The sequence below is a fragment of the [Mannheimia] succiniciproducens MBEL55E genome (genome assembly GCF_000007745.1).
Taxonomy (GTDB): Bacteria; Pseudomonadota; Gammaproteobacteria; order Enterobacterales; family Pasteurellaceae; genus Basfia; species Basfia succiniciproducens.
In genome coordinates this window covers 1,412,977-1,429,722 of the sequence record NC_006300.1, presented here as the reverse complement: position 1 = coordinate 1,429,722, position 16,746 = coordinate 1,412,977, and the positions used below count along the sequence as shown (strand labels likewise).

General features: G+C 44.5%; 22 protein-coding genes. 5 read left to right on the top strand and 17 right to left on the bottom strand.

Translation table 11 applies throughout. From position 1 onward, the window contains the following. Positions 1-38: 38 nt before the first annotated feature. Positions 39-959, bottom strand: a complete 921-nt coding sequence (locus MS_RS06540) for an SDH family Clp fold serine proteinase (RefSeq protein WP_011200610.1) — start codon at positions 957-959, stop codon at positions 39-41. A gap of 331 nt (positions 960-1,290) precedes the next feature. Next, on the bottom strand, positions 1,291-1,980 hold the full coding sequence (locus MS_RS06535; RefSeq protein WP_011200608.1) for a cation diffusion facilitator family transporter: 690 nt from the start codon (positions 1,978-1,980) through the stop codon (positions 1,291-1,293). Between the two features lie 139 nt (positions 1,981-2,119). Here MS_RS06535 and MS_RS06530 point away from each other — a divergent pair, with 139 nt between their 5' ends. Continuing rightward, positions 2,120-2,506: a Cd(II)/Pb(II)-responsive transcriptional regulator gene (locus MS_RS06530; RefSeq protein ID WP_041639829.1), complete on the top strand. Its 387-nt coding sequence runs from the start codon at positions 2,120-2,122 to the stop codon at positions 2,504-2,506. 52 nt (positions 2,507-2,558) lie between these two features. Here the strand turns inward: MS_RS06530 and MS_RS11150 are convergent, their stop codons facing one another. Next, positions 2,559-2,714, bottom strand: coding sequence for a hypothetical protein (locus MS_RS11150; protein ID WP_011200606.1), 156 nt, complete (start codon positions 2,712-2,714; stop codon positions 2,559-2,561). Positions 2,715-2,738: 24 nt separating this feature from the next. Between MS_RS11150 and MS_RS11145 the strand changes: the two genes are divergently transcribed. Further along, positions 2,739-2,885 carry a hypothetical protein gene (locus tag MS_RS11145; RefSeq protein WP_011200605.1) on the top strand — a complete coding sequence of 49 codons (147 nt, stop codon included), beginning with the start codon at positions 2,739-2,741 and terminating at the stop codon, positions 2,883-2,885. Positions 2,886-2,915: 30 nt separating this feature from the next. Next, the gene (locus MS_RS10895; RefSeq protein ID WP_157847501.1) at positions 2,916-3,155 is read left to right on the top strand and encodes a hypothetical protein; all 240 of its coding nucleotides are present in this window, start codon (positions 2,916-2,918) and stop codon (positions 3,153-3,155) included. A gap of 123 nt (positions 3,156-3,278) precedes the next feature. On the opposite strand, the gene MS_RS06520 is transcribed toward MS_RS10895, so the two are convergent. The 13 genes from MS_RS06520 to MS_RS06465 all read right to left on the bottom strand — a co-directional run bounded on the left by MS_RS06520 (position 3,279) and on the right by MS_RS06465 (position 13,134). Continuing rightward, entirely contained in the window at positions 3,279-3,980 is a 702-nt protein-coding gene (locus MS_RS06520; RefSeq protein ID WP_011200603.1) for a putative quinol monooxygenase, read from the bottom strand. Positions 3,981-4,007: 27 nt separating this feature from the next. Continuing rightward, positions 4,008-5,135 carry an MBL fold metallo-hydrolase gene (locus MS_RS06515; protein ID WP_102030676.1) on the bottom strand — a complete coding sequence of 376 codons (1,128 nt, stop codon included), beginning with the start codon at positions 5,133-5,135 and terminating at the stop codon, positions 4,008-4,010. A gap of 31 nt (positions 5,136-5,166) precedes the next feature. Further along, positions 5,167-5,493, bottom strand: coding sequence for an amidohydrolase family protein (locus MS_RS11250; RefSeq protein ID WP_264352519.1), 327 nt, complete (start codon positions 5,491-5,493; stop codon positions 5,167-5,169). A 19-nt stretch (positions 5,494-5,512) separates the two neighbouring features. Continuing rightward, positions 5,513-6,115: an amidohydrolase family protein gene (locus tag MS_RS11245; protein ID WP_264352512.1), complete on the bottom strand. Its 603-nt coding sequence runs from the start codon at positions 6,113-6,115 to the stop codon at positions 5,513-5,515. 256 nt (positions 6,116-6,371) lie between these two features. After that, entirely contained in the window at positions 6,372-7,073 is a 702-nt protein-coding gene (locus MS_RS06505) for a carboxymuconolactone decarboxylase family protein (RefSeq protein WP_011200598.1), read from the bottom strand. A 9-nt stretch (positions 7,074-7,082) separates the two neighbouring features. Further along, the gene (locus MS_RS06500; RefSeq protein WP_011200597.1) at positions 7,083-7,769 is read right to left on the bottom strand and encodes a type 1 glutamine amidotransferase domain-containing protein; all 687 of its coding nucleotides are present in this window, start codon (positions 7,767-7,769) and stop codon (positions 7,083-7,085) included. Between the two features lie 132 nt (positions 7,770-7,901). After that, positions 7,902-8,924 carry an aldo/keto reductase gene (locus MS_RS06495; protein ID WP_011200596.1) on the bottom strand — a complete coding sequence of 341 codons (1,023 nt, stop codon included), beginning with the start codon at positions 8,922-8,924 and terminating at the stop codon, positions 7,902-7,904. A 75-nt stretch (positions 8,925-8,999) separates the two neighbouring features. Beyond that, positions 9,000-9,743 carry an SDR family NAD(P)-dependent oxidoreductase gene (locus MS_RS06490; RefSeq protein ID WP_011200595.1) on the bottom strand — a complete coding sequence of 248 codons (744 nt, stop codon included), beginning with the start codon at positions 9,741-9,743 and terminating at the stop codon, positions 9,000-9,002. Positions 9,744-9,797: 54 nt separating this feature from the next. Continuing rightward, positions 9,798-10,169, bottom strand: coding sequence for a DUF1330 domain-containing protein (locus tag MS_RS06485; RefSeq protein WP_011200594.1), 372 nt, complete (start codon positions 10,167-10,169; stop codon positions 9,798-9,800). Positions 10,170-10,216: 47 nt separating this feature from the next. After that, entirely contained in the window at positions 10,217-11,233 is a 1,017-nt protein-coding gene (locus tag MS_RS06480) for an alpha/beta hydrolase (protein ID WP_083754313.1), read from the bottom strand. Positions 11,234-11,311: 78 nt separating this feature from the next. Then, positions 11,312-12,262, bottom strand: a complete 951-nt coding sequence (locus MS_RS06475; RefSeq protein ID WP_041639827.1) for an aldo/keto reductase — start codon at positions 12,260-12,262, stop codon at positions 11,312-11,314. 10 nt (positions 12,263-12,272) lie between these two features. Then, positions 12,273-12,827 carry an NAD(P)H-dependent oxidoreductase gene (locus MS_RS06470; protein WP_011200591.1) on the bottom strand — a complete coding sequence of 185 codons (555 nt, stop codon included), beginning with the start codon at positions 12,825-12,827 and terminating at the stop codon, positions 12,273-12,275. A gap of 10 nt (positions 12,828-12,837) precedes the next feature. Next, complete coding sequence (locus MS_RS06465) at positions 12,838-13,134, bottom strand: YciI family protein (RefSeq protein ID WP_011200590.1); 297 nt, start codon at positions 13,132-13,134, stop codon at positions 12,838-12,840. 117 nt (positions 13,135-13,251) lie between these two features. Here MS_RS06465 and MS_RS06460 point away from each other — a divergent pair, with 117 nt between their 5' ends. After that, the gene (locus tag MS_RS06460) at positions 13,252-14,160 is read left to right on the top strand and encodes a LysR family transcriptional regulator (RefSeq protein WP_011200589.1); all 909 of its coding nucleotides are present in this window, start codon (positions 13,252-13,254) and stop codon (positions 14,158-14,160) included. 138 nt (positions 14,161-14,298) lie between these two features. Then, the gene (locus tag MS_RS06455; RefSeq protein ID WP_041639825.1) at positions 14,299-15,267 is read left to right on the top strand and encodes a Gfo/Idh/MocA family protein; all 969 of its coding nucleotides are present in this window, start codon (positions 14,299-14,301) and stop codon (positions 15,265-15,267) included. A 215-nt stretch (positions 15,268-15,482) separates the two neighbouring features. On the opposite strand, the gene MS_RS06450 is transcribed toward MS_RS06455, so the two are convergent. Next, complete coding sequence (locus MS_RS06450) at positions 15,483-16,601, bottom strand: ROK family transcriptional regulator (RefSeq protein ID WP_011200587.1); 1,119 nt, start codon at positions 16,599-16,601, stop codon at positions 15,483-15,485. Between the last annotated feature and the right edge of the window lie 145 nt (positions 16,602-16,746).

Genomic DNA, 16,746 nt, shown 5'->3' with positions numbered 1-16,746 from the left:
GTTTTGTTTTTTCAAATAATGTTTCAGGTTTAATTGGATTAGCTTTTTGTTGAAGATCTCGTAGATTTCCCACTTTTATCATTTGGAGTTGAGTTACTTGAACTTTCGTTGTTTGCATTACTTGTTTCATTTTGTTCATCCTCTAAATATTCAACATATAAATCACTACCAATGATGTTCGGATTTGACTCTGTTGCATTATGAATAGTTTGATAGCGATGGATTATATCTTCATTTGCTGCGGTAACGCAAGAAAAAAGCGTTCTTGCTTCTTTTCTATCAATGACGAAACCGTGTGAAGGATACCCTCTAATTAACTTATCTAAAGATTGCATATCATCTTTTAAGCACTTAGATGTTTGGTTTAGTCTATTTCCATATTCAATGGCAATATCTGTTGCCCTTTGATGTTCACCAATTTTCATGGGGTCTATCTGTTCTGCTATTGGTTTTATTATTGTATCAACTAGCCTTGTAGCTATTTCTACAGACATTTTTGTGCTGAGACCTTGTCCAAATCTAACTGCTCTGAGATACTTATTGAATGCTGTATTTGCTCTATCTTCTAATGTATCTAATGTTTTAAAGATGTCTAGACCTGAATTACTTGCTCCTAGCTCATCTGTTTTTCTTAATTGAACATCTAAGGGACCGAGCTCACCTTTATTATCCATAATAATGTGTTTAGCTGCTATAGTAGTTAATGTTCCTGCGCTTTTGCATACATTTGGTATATAAATTGTTACCTCACCATTGTAGTGATGTTGTAATGCTCGTCCGATTCTAAATCCCGCATCAGGATCTCCGCCATATGTTACAAGGCAAAGTAATACTTTATCTTTATTTTTATGTTTTGATATTTCTTTACAGAGTCGATAATATCCAACCATATTTATAGGACCTACATAAAAGTAATGGTCATAGTCATCAATTGTGAAATTGCTCGTTGAGTCCGACATATAAAGATTTCTCCATAGGTTTTGGTTAAATTATATAATATGCATAATATTGAGGCTTATATAAATAAGCAATTGAACATTATAAATATAGACATTTTATATTTTCTTGATAATTCTTATGGTAGCGTATGTTCTCAACGTGTGCTTATAATTTATCAATAAGAATATACTCTAAGAAAGTTTGTATAAGTACCAAATATTGTATACGTAGAGTTCTTTCTAATTATCGCAAATAGCTATGCTTATTACAAAACCCAAAGTGCGATAAAAATTTTCAAAATTTCCACCGCACTTTTCCGTTTTATCGACGTTCTGCCGTAACGGATTCAACTTAGTGAGAATGGGTGTCCATACTGAATTCTTCGCCGTCACTACGCAGAGCGGTAATCGCTTGTTTGATTACGGATAAGCCGCTGCGCAATACCAGAGCACTTAAAATGACGCTGGCGACTACGTCCACCCATTGCCAGTCAAGCAGCCAAGCGCTGAGACCTGCGATAATCGCTACCACGGAACCGAATAAATCAGCCAATACATGAAGATAAGCGGCTTTGATATTCAGGTTTTCCTGATCGCTTTTTAACATAATCCATGCCACGAGAATATTCACCAACAAGCCGATTATCGCCACCGTCATCATGGGTAATGCCGCCATTTCAGTTGGTGCCTGCCAGCGTTTGAAGGCTTCAATTAAAATCATAACCGCTACAAATACCAGTGAGGTGCCGTTGAGCAGAGCGAACCATTTTTGTGCTTTGGCGCTGAGAAATAAGGCAACCAGAGCAAGGAACAGCGATAAACTATCGTTGGCCATATGCCCGGCATCCGCCATCAGAGTCAGACTGTTAAACAAATAACCGCCGATAAATTCCACCACCATATAGCAGGAGATAATGGCGAGGCTGATCCCCAAAATCATTTTGTTTTTTGGAACCTGAGAATGTTCATGCTCCGTATGGACTTGGGAATGAGCATGATGCTCGTGATGAGCTTGTTTATCTTTCTTTGCTTGCGCATTCATACATAATCCTTGTTAGCAAATTAAGTTTGATTAATTTCGATTAATAAGAATCATAAACTCCGTAGCTACTACAGACTCAAGCGTTTTTTACGGAAATTTGCTAAAATAAACAAAATTTTTTATCGATTAGAGAATGATGATGAAGATCAATGAGTTAAGCAAAAAGAGCGGGATTAATCTGGAAACCATCCGTTATTATGAAAAAACCGGTCTGTTGCCGGAGCCGAAACGTGCGGCGAACGGCTATCGCGTTTACGATCAGCAAAGTTTAAGCCAGTTGAATTTTATTAAATCCTGTCGTTGGCTCGGTTTTTCCATTGATGAAATCAAACAACTGAACGAATTGAAGAATACGCCGAAACATCATTGTGTCGCCGACGAAATGATTCTTTCTCATCTGAAACAGGTGGAAGAAAAAATTGCCCGCTTGCTGGAAATCCAAACCTTTCTGCAAAACCTGGTGAATCACGAAGAACACAGCGTGGAAGAATGCCGGGCGATTTCAGGACTGAGCCAGGAAAGATAATACTGCGATCGGTTCTTGCAAAATTTTGTCAAAACCGACCGCACTTTTGACCCTATTTCCCCTCAAATTCCGCCATGTCGGTTGCGATCATATTAGGCTCAAATTCACGGATTTCATAATTCGCAAGATTAGGGCAGTAGCAATCCTCCGTTAAAATTTGCTGTAATTCCTCAAGGTTTTCGGTTACCGCAAGATTACAGATGAGCATTGGATCACCAAGAAAATCATCGATTTGTCCGAACCTATCGTGGCAACCCCCGCATTGATTAAACGTATGGGTAAGCCGAAAGATGTGTTTGATTTGGCGGCAAACTTTCCCGTCGGTTATATTCTCAATCCGCAGACAGGCAAGGTGTGGGACTGGATGCTGGGCAGATAGCCGGTACCGTTATTGAACCCGACGGTGGTGGTGAGCAACATCAAAACGCTGCTGCTGGCAGTGTTATCCGGCAGAATTTTTGCTCCGGTTATGCAACATGATTGTCAGCCTTATCTCGACAGCGGTGAGTTAGAAATAGTTTTTCCAAACCTTGAAAGCCAAATGTGGGGGATTTATCTCTATCGCCCTTACCAAACCATTACCCCAAAACGGGTGTTGGTGGTGTTTGAGATTTTAGAACGGCTCTTAAAAATGCATTCGGAACAATAAAAAATCGGGTAAACGCCCGATTTGAGATTATCGAAAAAGTATCGCCGTAGGGTGCGTGTAAACGTACCAATAAAATCAATATTTATAAAAATGGTGCGTTTACCACGCACCCTACAATTTTAATTACTTAGATTGGAATACGCCTTTAGTTACCAATGTTTTTCCTTGCAATTCCACAACGCCTTTACTTTCAATCATCCCATTTGTTCCTTTTAAATACGCTTGAAAATGCGGCGTTTGGCGGTGTTGTGCGTAAGCCGCTTGGTCGGCATAAATCTCAAAAAAACGCCATTCGTTCGGTTGTTCTTTCAGTGTAGCCGCATACATTAAAAGCACACCGCTTTCTTTTGCCATTGCTTGCTTCATTTCATCTACTACAATTGCTTTGAATGCGTCATTTTGTGCCGATTTAACGCGAACAGTGGCTAAGTTAATCAGATAATTGCCGTTTTCAAAATCTGCAAGCGGTCGTTTTTCGGCTAAAAATTGCGAATTTAACGCTTCTGCTTTACGTTCGATTACCGCTGTTTTGGCTACTTCGACAAATTGCTTAAAATGCTCGGCTTGCGAGTGAACCTGATAGGCTTGGTCGTCTTGATACACTTCCAAAATCACGTTTTTACTCGGCTCGTCTTTTTTGACGGTGTGAAACATCGCCAGCGTTCCCGCTTCGGTTTGAATCGAGGTGCCGAGATTATGCTTGCCGATAGCTTCAATCGCTTGCTGGTTCTCGGGTTTGACCGTTAGTTCAAACAGGCTCATTCGGTATTCGGCTTGTGCCATTGTTGTCACTCCTAATAAAAGTGCGATTAATAATTTTTTCATTTTTTCTCTCTGCTATATAAGTTTCATCTATCTCACGCCTTGCCACCATTGCTCGGCAGGCAAGTCGCCTTGGGTATGAAAGATTTGCCCGATTTTTGGTGTTGCAACAGAAATTTCAGGCTGGCTAGCTACGTCTTTCATCAATCGGTTAATCGGATCCGTCCAAACGTGGTTTGCCATATCAAACTTACCCCAATGTATCGGCAACACTTTCGTGGCACCAATATCTTTCAAGGCTTGCAAGGCTTCTTCGGGTGTTTCGTGTATCAATGCCCATTTTTTATCGTACGCCCCATTTTCTATCATCACAAAATCAAAGGGGGCGTGTTTGGCAATGGTTTCGCGGTAATGTTTGCCGTAACCGCTGTCTGCACTGTAATAATATTTGAGTTCAGGCGATTGAATAATGTAGCCGCCCCACAACGTCGGGTCTTTAATATTGAGCGTGCGTCCGCTGAAATGACGTGCAGGAACAAGCGTGATGGCTAATGTGCCGATTTTGGTTTGTTCGTCCCAATCCATTTCGGTAATTTTGTCATCCGCCACGCCCCAGCGTTGCAAATGCGCTTTTACCCCCAACGGCACAATAAAATGCTTGGTTTTACTGTCCAACTCTTGAATCGCGCGATAATCCAAGTGGTCGTAATGATCGTGGGAAAGCAGCACAATATCCAATTCGGGCAAGCTCTCCACGCTATACGAATGCTCGGTTTTAAAAGGGCTGATACCGATATAAGGAATCGGCGAAGCATTGTGAAAAACAGGGTCGGTAATCACATTCAGCCCGCCCAATTTAAACAATACCGTAGAATGCCCGAACCAAACCATTTCGCCGTCTTTCAGCACATTTTTATCAAATGCCGCACTTGGAAGCGGCTCGCTCGGATTTTTGCCTTCATCGGCAGCCATCAGACGCGTAATCCAAGTGGTAATGGACGGTTTTTCATCGGTCGTCAGCAGTTGTGTCGGCTCTTGATTTTCAAATTTGCCGAGTGTCGCGTTATAGGCTTTGGAAGCACGGATTCGTGCCATACTGCCCTCATCAGGCGTGCCGCCCCATACGGGGTGATAGGTCATAAACGCCCAAACCGCACCGGTAAGCAGAACGATAACGGCAAGTAAGATTTTCAATATCATCACAATTTTTTTGTTCATATTCAATTTTTAGATTATGTAGATGTTGGATTTAGCCTAATCCAAACAATTTTTCCGCATTTTTATAGGCAATCAGTTCTTTCTCTGCTTGCGAAATCGGCAGGTTTTCGATAAAGGCACGGGCGCCATCTAATGTTTGATATGGGTAATCAATTGAATAAAGAATACGATCAGCACCTACCAATTCATAGATAAAATTAAAATGTGGCAAGGTCAGCATACCGCTTGGGGTAACAAAAACCTGTTCTTTGAATGTTTGCGTAATACTTCGCTTTAAGCCTGTTGCCGCTTGCGGGATACTGTCGTCCAACCGTTGCAGGTAGAAAGGCAGCATTTCGCCCCAGTGTCCGCTGATCACTTGCAAGTTGGGATAGCGATCAAATTTCCGGCGAGAAACCGCCGTAATACGCTTGTTGCACTGCTTGTACAGGCACTCCGGGGTGCAAATATAACGGCACGTTTAATTCGTGAAACGCTGCCAATAATGGCTCATAATCAGAGTGGTCGATGAAATGTTCGGACGGTCTGCCGTTGAGCAATGCGCCTTTCAAGCCTAATTCGTTTACCGCACGTTTCAGTTCTTTCACAGCTTCTTGCGGTTGCCCCCAAGGCAAGGTGGCAAAGCCTGCAAAACGGTCTGGGTGTTTTGCCACGGCTTCTGCCAAACGGTCGTTAGCAGCACGGTTCAGCGCAGCAGATTGTTCTTTCAACGCAAATTGTGGAAAACCACCGTACGATAACACCTGCATATCAATACCAGCCAAATCCATCTCTTTCAGACGGCCTTCGCCCATATCAAAACCTTTCGGATTAATCAGGGCGTTTTGCTCGATTTGCGGACGGCTGCGATCGAGGTTGTAACCGTCTTGCACGGTTTTACCCCAGTCGGGCAGATAGGGGGCTTGCGCCAGTGCGGCAGGCATAGAGGCTTTGCCCAAATCGGCGTCCAGTACATGTTCTTCAACGGCAATAATTTTCATGGGTCTTCTCCTTTGGAGCAGTGTTTCGGATTTGCAAATTTTCGGTAAAAACAGACCGCTTGCCATTAAACCTGAAGCAGTTAGAAAGGTTCTTCGTGTCATCATAATTTCATTTATGCGCTGTCAGCTATAAACGGCAAGATATGTGAAGTCCCATTTAATCTTTGTTTTTAGCCAAAATAAATTAAAAAGTGCGGTTAAATTCGCCGTTGTTTTCATTTGCAAAAAAATAAACGAAATTTAACCGCTTGTGAGCTTATTCGTAGGCTTTTGCTACATGTGGAATTGCCGGCACGATATACGGTGTGCCTGCGTAGAATGCAAGGTGCGCAAGCAGTTCTTGCATTTCTTCTTTGCTGATACCGACTGCTTTTGCCCGTAGGCTGTAAACCGTGACGAAATCATATAAGCCTTGGGCAATCAATGCCGTTACGCTGATTAAATTGCGATCGCGCGGGTTTAAATCAGGGCGCAACCACACTTGGTGGTAAAGCACGTCGGTGCTGTTGTCAGCCAATTTCGGCACAAACGAACGAATGTTTTGGTCAATCAAGCCCATAAAGAAATCATTGTCCGGCAAGGCTTGCGACATCGGTAACATTTCAGGCTCAAGTGTAGGCAGTTGATCCGGGCTAATACCGCGCTCGGCAAAAATATCTTTCAAAATATCCACCGCCGCAAAAGCGTTTGACCAGCCAGCGTAAAACGCCATGTGCAATACCACTTCCGACATTTCTTTTGCGCTTACGCCTAAATCCATCGCCAAATTGAAATAATGTTTCATGCCCATGGTTTGCTGACGGGCAATCAGTGCCGCCACCGTAATCATTGCACGATCGTGTTTGCTTAAAATGGGGCGGTTCCACATATCGTCTGAAATAAGCGTTTTGGTGTAGGTTGCCAAGGTTGGCGACACGCTGTAAATTTGCTCAGGGCTTAATGCTGATTTGTGTGACATAACCGCTCCTTATTTCTCTAATAATACTTTTGCAAGCGCAGCGCCTACGCCTTTTGCCGAGGCCGGGTTTTGGCCTGTAACAAGCTGACCGTCTACAATCACGTTTTCCGCCCAATTCGGGGCTGCGTGATGAATGGCTCCTTGCTTTTCAAGCTCGGTTTGAAGCATATAAGGCACTAATTTATCACCCTCTACTTCCACCTCTTCAGCATTCGTAAATGCAGCGATGTTTTTGCCGTTTACCACAAATTCACCGTTTGGTAATTTCGCGCCAACCAATGCGGCAGGTCCGTGACACACCGCTGAAACCACGCCGCCTGAAGTATAAACCTCGCTCACAATACGGTGAACTTCCGCACTTTGTGCAAAATCCCACATGGTGCCGTGACCGCCTGCGAAGAATACGGCTGAATAATCTGCGCCGTTTAATTCAGAAAGTGCAGGCGTGTTTGCCAAGCGTTCATATAAATCGCCTTCGTTCCAGTATTTTGCGTTTACCGGATCGGTTAAATCGAAGCCGTCAATCGGCGGCTGACCGCCACGCACAGAGGCAATCACGGTTTTTAAACCGGCTTTTTCGATTTCATCTAATGCGTGAGTCAGTTCCGCTAAATAAAAACCGGTCGGAATGCCGCTTTTGCCTTTAATGGGTGCGCTGGTTACTACACATAAAACAGGTTTAATTGAAGTTGTCATAATATTTTTCCTTTAAGTGAATTTAAATTACATCAAACACCCTTGTATCGTTTTGATGTGTGCTATTTTACTGAAGTTGTTTAGAAAAAAAGACTAACAAATCCTAATTATTTGTTAGTTTTTATCTAATAATCAACGACTCCACACCTGTTTTACATCTTTGGTTTTATAGCTGTTCTGCGCCATAATCCCGACCAAATTATGCGGTTGGTAACACGCTTCCAAGTAAACCAAATCTTCAGCCGAAAGGGTAAGATTGACCGCACCGACGGCGCCGTCGATGTGCGATTTTTTCGTTGCTCCTGCAATGGGTGCGTCCACTTTGGTGAGCAACCAAGCGAGAGAAATTTCGGTCATGGATACGCCGTATTTTTCGGCAAGCTCCGCCACACGGTTGATAATCACGCTGTCTTGCTCGGCTGTGGCATCGTATTTGCCTTTGGCGTAGGTATCTTCCACCGCGCGTTTGCTGGTTTCGTTCGGTAAACGGGAAAGACGACCGCTTGCCAAGGCGCTGTAAGGCGTAAGGGCGATATTGTCTTCCGCACACAAGCCGAACAGTTCGCGTTCGTCTTCACGCATAATTAAGTTGTAGTGGTTTTGCACGGAAATAAATTTGCTCCAGCCTTCACGTTCCGCCAGCGCATTGGCTTTGGCCAGCTGCCACGCATACACGTTTGCAATACCGATTTCACGCACTTTACCTGATTGTTTCGCTTTATGCAGGGTTTGTAATACTTCTTCGATTGGCGTGTTGTAATCCCAAATGTGGTAGATATAAAGGTCGATATAATCCATGCCGAGATTTTGCAGGCTTTGATCCAGCGAGCTTAGAATCGCTTGCTCGCCGCTCACGCCGTCGGCAAGTTGTTGCTGTGTGCGCGGCAGGAATTTGGTCGCCACCACGACATCTTCGCGTTTTGTCATATCCCGCAACGCCTTGCCGACAAAGCGTTCGCTCGAACCAAGCTGATAAGCGATCGCCGTGTCGAAGAAATTGATGCCGTTTTCCAGCGCATATTGGATAATCTCACGGGTGTCGGGTTCGCCGATGGTCCAAGAATGCTGCCCCGTTGCCGCATCGCCAAAGCCCATGCAGCCCAGACAAATGCGGGAAACGTTTAAATCGCTATTGCCAAGTTTGGTGTATTTCATCTTTTTCTCCTTATTTGCAAGAATTATTCAAAATCCGACCGCTTGTTAAGCACTATTGATTGAGCTGCTTGAAAATTAGATTCCAAACCCACCGTCTACGCCATAATGTGCGCCCGTAGCATAACGTGCGTCGTCTGATGCCAAAAATACTACGGCTGGCGCGATTTCATCAGGTTCGGCAAATCTGCCGAGCGGCACAATGTGTTCCACCGTAGCTTCATAATCTTTCGCTTCGGTTTCGCTTAAGCCCAAACCGTCATACAACGGGGTTTTGGTTGCGCCTGCCGCTACGCTGTTCACACGAATGCCGTATGGCGCGAGTTCTTTTGCCCAAGTGCGGGTCATACTTAATACAGCCGCTTTGCTGGCGGTGTAAATTGAGTTCATCGGCATCGGGTTGTTCACCAAACCTGATGTGATGTTGATGATGTTGCCTTGGGTCGATTTTAAATACGGAATCGCTTGGCTGGTTACGTCGATCACCGCGCGTACGTTGAGCGCAAAAGTGCGGTCAAAATCCGCCAAGTTTACGTTTTCGATTGGCGTTACCGGCGCAATACCGGCGTTGTTTACCACCACATCAAGTTTGCCGAAACGCTGTTGGATTTCATTCAGCGTACGGGTGATGTCGTCTGAATTTAGCACGTCCGCCACAATGTAATGGATATTAGCGTGTTGGCGGGCGCTTTCTTGCAGTTGGGCCTCACGGCGACCAATGATTATCACGGTTGCACCGGCTTCTGCCATTTGCTTGGCAATCGCCCGACCGATTCCCGTACCGCCACCCGTAACCAATGCCACTTTATTTTGTAATTTCATTTCACTTTCCTTTTATTTGTAAAAAACGGATGAAATTCAACCGCTTGTTAAGCATTATTTGCTATTGTTATCCGGCAAGCCTTCAACAATATAAGTACGGGAATTTCCTGAACGCTGGCGGATTGGAATAATTTTTTGGTAGGCAGATGAGTTATACCATTCCTGCGCCTGCTTCAGACTATCGAATTTAATAATAACCAACCGCCCCTGCACACCAAAACCCTCTTTTACATCTGCTTCGCCGCCACGCACAATAAAGCGTCCGCTGTAAGGTTTGAACGTGCTTTCCACTTGCGCACTGTAGGCTTTAATACCTTCTCGGTCGGTGGGCTGAAATTCAGCCACATAATAGGCAGGGCGGACGGTTTCGGCGTAAGCCATGGTTGCCACAAACAGCATAGCGGTGATAAACATTTGCTTTAACATGATGACTCCTCAAATTATCGGGTTAAACGGATGATCTGAAATAAGTGCTATTTCACAGGATGGCTGAACATCTCTTGAATCGCTTGGTTGCGGGATTGTTCATATTCTTTCGTCTGCTTACCGTCTTTATTAAATGCCTCGAAGGCATGAAAAAGCCCCGGGAATACTTGCAATTCGGTCGGCACGGCGGCTTGGATTAAGCGGCTGGCGTAGTTTAAGTCTTCCGCCACGAATAGGTCTAAATCACCCACCATCATATAAGTGCGGGGCAAGCCTGACAGTTTTTTCGCAAATGCCGGCGAGAAGTACGGCAGCTGTTCATCGCTGATGGTTTGATTGCCGCGTAAGGTTGCCCAACCTAGGCGGTTCGCACTTTCCGTCCACAAAAATTCGCCTAAATTTTTCGTATCATACGGCGATTCCGGTGTGCCTGTGCGGTAATCGAGCATTGGGTAAATGAGCACTTGACCTTCAGGCGTAAATTCGCCTTTGTCACGGGTAAACAACGCTAAACGGGCAGCCAAACCGCCGCCTGCACTTTCCCCCATTAACACCACTTTTTCCTTGTCTAAACCGAGCTTTCCAGCGTTTTTATAAACATAGCTCAAACCGTGGTAGGCATCGTTTAAATCCGCGGGGAACGGGGCAACTGTCGCTAAGCGGTATTCCACGCTGATCACCGCGGCCTTATTCGCCTCCGCTATCGCTTGCAGGTTATCGCCGGCCGCTTTGGCGTTACCCAGAATATAACCGCCGCCGTGGATATAATAGATTACCGGCAATTTGCCCGCGACACTTTTAGGCTTATAGACATAAAGTTCTACCGCCGGCTGGCTGCCCTGTGCCGGTACAGTCCAATGCGCTGTTGGCTGGTAGCTTTCGTTGGCGCGCTGAATATTTTGTTTTTGCGCGTTTTCACGCACGTTTGGATCGGCAAAATCCATTTTCAACATTTTCGCCGCTTCTTGGTAAGCGGGCGATACTTGATCAAGCGTGCGGTAAGATTCTGCCAAACTCGGCAAACAGAAAGCCAAGAGCAGCGGAGCAAGTAATAATTTTTTCATATTGGCGTTTCCTGTGCAGACATTAAAAAGCGCGGTTGATTTTTGCAGATTTTTTGCAAAATTCAACCGCTTGTATCGTTACGCCATCGGCTCTTCCCAAGCGCCTTTGGTGTCTACGCCCGTTGCTTTCGCCAACTCTTCCAGTTCCGTCACTTCATCGGCGCTGAGCGCAATTGTCATCGCTTTCGCTGCGTCGGTGATGTGGTGCGGTTTGGTTGCGCCCAAAATCGGCAAAGTGCCTTTGGCAATGGCATAGGCTACGGCGATTTGCGCCACGCTTGCACCTTGTTTTTCGCCGATTTCACGCATTTTGTCGGTCAGTTTTACCAATTGAGGTAACACCTTATTATAAGTTTCGCCACGGCCTGAACCTGCCGGCATTGGATTTTCCGGCGAGTATTTACCGCTTAATGCGCCTTGCTCTAAAGTCATATAGGCGAAGAAAGTGATGCCGTTTTGTTTGCAGTAATCCAAAATGCCCGCCTCTTCCGAAGCGCGGTAAAGCAGGCTGAAATGGTTTTGAACGGCGTCGAGTTTGTAGCCTTCTGCGCCTAAAATCTCGTTTACGCGTTTGATTTGGGCAAGATTATGGTTGGATATGCCCACCGCTTTGACTTTGCCTGCTTTGAGCAGCGGAATCAAACCGCTTGTCCAGCGTTCCACGTCCGTCGGGTTGTGAATCCAGTAAATATCAATGTAATCGGTGTTGAAGCGTTTTGCGCTGGCGTCAAACATTTTTTGTACGGAATTGTCGTACATCTCCGCCAATTGCGGGGTAAATTTAGTCGAAATAATCAGTTCTTCACGTTGATAAGCGCTCATCAGCTCGCCTAAGATTTCTTCCGACGCACCCAAGCCGTATGCCGTGGCGGTGTCGAATGCGTTTAAGCCGTTTTTTACCGCCAAGTCAAACACTTCTTTCACGTCTTTGGCTTCAATGCTGTTGCCGAATACTTGGTCGCCGCCATACATACCGGCGCCCCAAGACCAAGTGCCGAGCATAATTTTCGGTAAATTTAAGTTTTTCATGGTTGATTCCTTATGCTTTTTCAATTAATGCCACCAAGCGTTGTGCGTGTTTTTTTGCTTCCGCTTTTTGGGCGTTGATTTTCTCTTCGTTTTCACGGCTGGTGTAGCCGATACCGTTGGTGTAGATTAAGCCTTGATAATCAAGGTTGCAGAGCTGCGCCATTATTTCAAATTGCGCGGCGAACTCTTCCATTGTGTATTTGAAGAAACCGTCTTTTTGATACACTTCCGCCGGTGCGCCGGTGGTGGTGGAGAAGATGATTTTTTTGCCTGCCAATTGGGCGGTTGAACCATGGGCAAAGCCGTGTTCAAACACTTCATCCAACCAGATTTTCATCACGCCCGGCAAGCTGAACCACGAGAACGGAAACTGAAACACCAGCACATCGGCTTTTAATACTGCCGCTTGTTCCGCCGCAATGTCGAATGTGCCGTTGTGGAATAATTCATCTAATTTGCGGATTTCGGCATTTGGCAAGGCTTTGGCCGTTTCGTCTAAAATCACTTGGTTGGCGATGGATGTTTTTAAATTCGGGTGTCCCGATACGATAAGTACGTTTTTCATGATGGTTTCCTTATTTGCCTGTAAACTCGGCGATATTGCTTGCAATTAATTTGGGTTCAAATTCACGGATTTCATAGCTTGCCAAGTTCGGGTAGTAGCAGTCTTCCGCTAAAATCCGATCGAGTTCCGCGCGGCTTTCGGTAACGGCAAAAATCACACCCGCATTGGCTTGGTCTTTAAACGGGCCGAGCATTAAAAATGTACCGGCTTGAAAGTATTTTTTAAACCATTCCGCGTGTTCCGCAAAAAGCTTGTCGTGCTGTTCTGCGCTTACGTGGTCATTTACCGCGATATTGATGATGTACATATTGCTTCCTTTGTGGGTTGTTCGTTGACAGTGAGGTCATTATAGCGAAATGATTTGTAATGATAAGATAGCGAATTTATAATTCACTATTAGGTAAAAACGAAGAATAGAGGTTGTATGCACAGTTCAATTTACGGTTATCTCACCGTATTCCATACCATTGCGGCGGAAGGCTCGATTGCGGGTGCGGCGCGCAAATTACAGATGGCGTCGCCGTCCATCAGTCAATCGCTCAAACTGCTGGAACAGCACATCGGCTTGCCGCTGTTTAATCGGACGACACGCAAAATGGAATTAACCGAAGCGGGACATCATTTGCTGGCAAGCACCCAAGATGCGATTGCGCAGCTTTCGGTAGCGGTGGAAAGCGTGCAGGATTTAAGCGGCGTGCCGAAAGGCGTGGTGCGAATGACAGTGCCGCACGTGGGTTATTGGCTGATTATCGAGCCGCATTTAGCCGAATTCTGCGAGCGTTATCCCGATATTCAGCTGGAAATTTCGATTAACGACGGCACGGTGGATATTCTCAAAGAGGGCTTTGATTTAGGGATTCGCTTTGGCGATAAAGTCGATGAACAAATGGTGGCGAAAAAACTGACCGCCCCTTTCCGTTTAGGGCTGTACGCCTCAAGCGCTTATCAACAACAATTCGGTTTGCCGAAAAAAATTGCCGAGCTAAAAAACCACCGCTTAGTCGGCTTCCGTTTTGCCACCAGTAACCGCATATTTCCGCTTTCGCTTAACGATAAAGGCGAAGAAGTCAGCGTTGAAATGCCGACGCCGATTGTGGCGAATAGCCTTATCGTAGCGAAAGATGTGATTAAAAGCGGCATTGCGCTCGGGCGTTTTTTTGAACCGCTGATGAGCAAACAAGCCGATCGAGCAGCGTTCATTCCGGTGCTGGAAAAACACTGGAAAACATTCGGTGCACTTTATTTGTACTATATGCAACATAGCCAGAAAGCGGGAAGAGTACGAGCGGTGATTGAGTTTTTTACCGAGAAAGCGCAAGTTGAAAAAAAGTAATGCTTTGAAAGCGTTGGAATAGACGGATAATAAGTGGGATCTTTGGTAAAATGTTATTGTCCTTTAGAATAAACGTCGCATTAAGGCGGTGTAAGCGGTAAAATTCGAATGATTTTTAAATAATGCAAGGAGATGGATATGAAACTTGGAATTGTTGGAACCGGGATGATCGTAGCAGATCTTATGCAAACTCTACATAAAGTGACGCTAGAAAAATTAGCGATTTGGGGACGGGATCAGGTAAAAACAACACAATTTGCCAGTGAAAATGGTATTTCACAGGTTTTTGCTGATTACGAGGCAATGTTAAATTCCGATTTGGATACGATCTATATCGCCCTACCGAATCATCTTCATTTTTCTTTTGCCAAGCAGGCGCTGGAAGCGGGCAAAAACGTGATTATGGAAAAACCGATCACCTCAAATACGGGTGAATTTAATCAATTAAGACAACTGGCCCAAACCCAAGGCGTGATTTTAATTGAAGCGGTTACGGTGCATTATCTGCCTGCTTATCTTGCAATTCGGGAAAAAGTGGCGGAACTGGGCGAGATTAAAATCGTCAGTCTGAATTACAGCCAGTATTCCAGCCGTTACGACCGTTTCAAAGCGGGCGAAACGTTACCGGCGTTTGACCCGCAAAAATCGGGCGGAGCATTGATGGATCTCAATGTTTATAACGTGCATTTTGCGGTGGGGCTGTTCGGCAAACCGCAAAGTTGTGCCTACGCCGCCAATATTCAGCGCGGTATTGATACCAGCGGTATTTTGCTGTTGGATTATCCGCAATTTAAAGCGGTTTGTATCGGCGCAAAAGACTGCGCCGCACCGGTTATGCTCTCTATTCAAGGCGATAAAGGCAATATCACCGTACCAATGCCGGCGAATGCCATGAACCGTTTCACTTATACCCCGAATCAAGGCGAAGCGCAACATTTTGAGTTCGGCGACGCACACCGTATGCTCCCTGAATTCGAACGGTTTGTGGAAATTATCGACCGTAAAGACTTTGCCCAAGCGGAAAAAATGCTGGATATTTCGGCGGCGGTCAGCGAAGTGCTTGAACAAGCGAGAAAAGGAGCAGGCATTAAATTTGCCGGGGAATAACGGTCGGAAATTTGCAAAAAATCGACCGCACTTTTCAGGCGGATTGCGAACTGAGCAAAGCTGGCGGAAGCACCGTTTAGATGCCGTTTCACACTGTCCGGTTTCATAATACCGGACAGTGTGAAATAACCTTATAAAGTAACTATCTTATAATTTTATCCGCCATTTTTGCAAAATTTTAGGCGAAACCGGACATTAATAAGTTTATTCGCAGACTAGGGTAAATATTCGATCAAAAACGGTAATGCCGCCCCGATAGCACTGGTATATTTTTGCTGAGTTGCGATACGGATAAAATCCCCTTCTAATGGAAAAGTGGACAGTTTGAGAATTTTTTCCTGTAATATTTTTAAGTCTTCCGGAATAAGGTAAAAAGCTATTTCACCGCCTAAAATAATATCCCGTTCCAACAGTAAATAAACCGTATTTAATCCCTTTGCCAAATGTTCTAAAAAAGCATCCCAACGCATCAAAACAAGCTCATCTTTGTTTCTCAACGCTTTAAAAAATGCCTCAATGGTTTCATTAGGTGACAGTAGAGCGGAAAGCGAACAATAGGTCTCCAGGCAGCCGCGCTGTCCGCAATAACAAAGATTACCTTCGCTGTGAATTTGCAAATGTTCCAATGCGCCCGAATACCCTTTTTTACCCAAATCAATTTGATTATTAATAATAATAGCGCCCCCCAGATGTTCGCTTATTGATATGTAAACGGCGTTATCAATCTGCTCGGAAAACCATAGTTCGGTTAAAGCGGCACATTTTACGTCGTGAAACAGTTTAACCGGAACATCAAAATAAGGTTGTAGTTCCTTAACATCAAAATGTTCGCCGGGCAATACGCGACTATACAGCATAGACTGTCCGTCTTTACTGACAATACCTTGAATCGAAAAACCTATACCTAAAATCTGCGTGTAGAGGCAACCCAATGAGCGGATAAAGGTATGGATAATGTTGCATAAACTCTCGATATACTGCGGTTCGTTTTCAAAATAAAGAGCGGTGTCTTTTTGGGCTAAAATATTTCCTTGTAAATTTAATGCCAGGCAGCGTACATTTTTCTTTTGAATTTCAACACCGATGCTTATAAAAGCGTTTTCGACCAATTGATAGGCGATAGCCGGTCTACCGCCTTGAGGTTGAAAAAATCCGCCTTCCCGTATTTTCCCTTCCGCTTCCAATTCACCGATGTTATTGGATACGGTCGGCAGGCTTAGATTAAGTAATTTGACAATTTGAGGTTTTGATAAGCCGTTATATTGGAAAAACAAACGATAAATATTACGGTAATTCGTGTGTTTTATATCTAAAGCCTCTTCATTCCTAGTCATATTTTTTCCTTCATTACTGACTTCAAAAATTTTGTGAAATTGATCACAAATTTACCAAAAAGTACCACTTTAATAAAAGTATTTTAACAAAGTATCTTGAAAAGTGGAATTAAAAAGGCTAAGTTGAATTTACTTAATTAAATCC